1 protein-coding gene is annotated in these 1,281 nt (G+C 51.8%); it reads right to left on the reverse strand.

Annotated elements, in window-relative coordinates:
• Positions 1-1,281: LysM domain-containing protein (locus ACLW56_RS25240; protein ID WP_330986342.1), on the reverse strand; the 1,281-nt coding region annotated here is incomplete at both ends.

Raw genomic sequence — 1,281 nt, forward strand, 5'->3', positions numbered from 1 at the left:
GTTAAATTAGCCACGCCGTAATCCACGGCCGCCATAATCGCGTACTCTGGCTCAAACCTGAGGTTCAGCCATTGCTGCAGGCTGGTTGTTGCCCGGTGGGGATAAGGTGTCACCCCGGTAATGAAGTGTTTTTTCCTGAGTCCCTGCAGGCTTTCCCAGATGTCTGGCGCAATCTGGAATTTCCTGGTGGTGATTATCTCTCCCTGTTTATTGTTAACCGGCTGACCTTTTTTATCGAACAGAGGTACATCTGCGATTAACCCCTGAGAGGATGCCTGCTCATACAGATAGGTGCCTTCGCGGAAGGTTTCCGACATCCATGTTCCGTTCAGGAATTGTGTCATACCGGCCGCGGAGCTTTTGTAAACCGTGATCCCCTCTGTGGATATTGCCGAATTAATGCAGACAGACGTGGGTTTCCATACGCCATCACGTTCTTTTGCAGCTTCTGCGTTAATGACTGCCGCAATACATTGCGGGATGATGCCACTTCGCTCAGAGGCCGCAATAATTTGGTCCCAGTAAATAATGTTTTTATTTAACATCAGATCATAATTGTTGGGGCAGATGTGATCTATGTGGATCCGTGGCCCGCCCTGCGAATCGCGACCCACGCTGACATTGTTTACTTTACCGCTGCCATTTCCGACGTTACCTGCCGGCCCTTTCAACGGGATACTTTTGCCTTTCACCCGAACTTTTGGGCTGGAAATAATGGCGGCGACTTTTCCGGCCAGGGGCGTGAAACTCGCCACTTCTTTTATCTTCCCGGTTGCGCTGGAGGCCAGTATTTTTAATTCCGTCTCTGCCTGCGTCGTGAATTCGGCTATTTTTCCCATGCCGTCAGTGACGGATTCATAGACATCGCCCAGCGCAGTGACAATTTTCACCTTCAGCCCTGCAATGGGTTTCTCTATCAAATCTTCGAAGTGAAGCGTCAGGGTACACTGAGTGTTATCGGGGACGCTCTCTTCCTCCGGATAGGAATAGTGTACCGGGGGGATCCTGATGATTTGCCCGGGGTGAATGAGCGACGGGTTCCTGATGCCATTAAAGGCGGCCAGTTTTTTCACCGTGCAGTAATGCTCCTTCGCTATTCTCCCCAGCGTGTCGCCCGGGCACACGATAACCGTTTCCTCCTCGGGGGATAAGGACTCGATATCATCGAGCGGCACGGGCTTATTTTGCTGATCGAGATAGCATTTCCATTCACCTGACCATCCCAAAAGGCCATCGTAGGGCGTCGGGGCATCCTGAGGGGCATCGAACAGAGGCGTTAGC

The sequence above is a fragment of the Pantoea sp. sgz302252 genome, assembly GCF_047713085.1.
In the GTDB taxonomy this organism is placed as follows: Bacteria; Pseudomonadota; Gammaproteobacteria; order Enterobacterales; family Enterobacteriaceae; genus Scandinavium.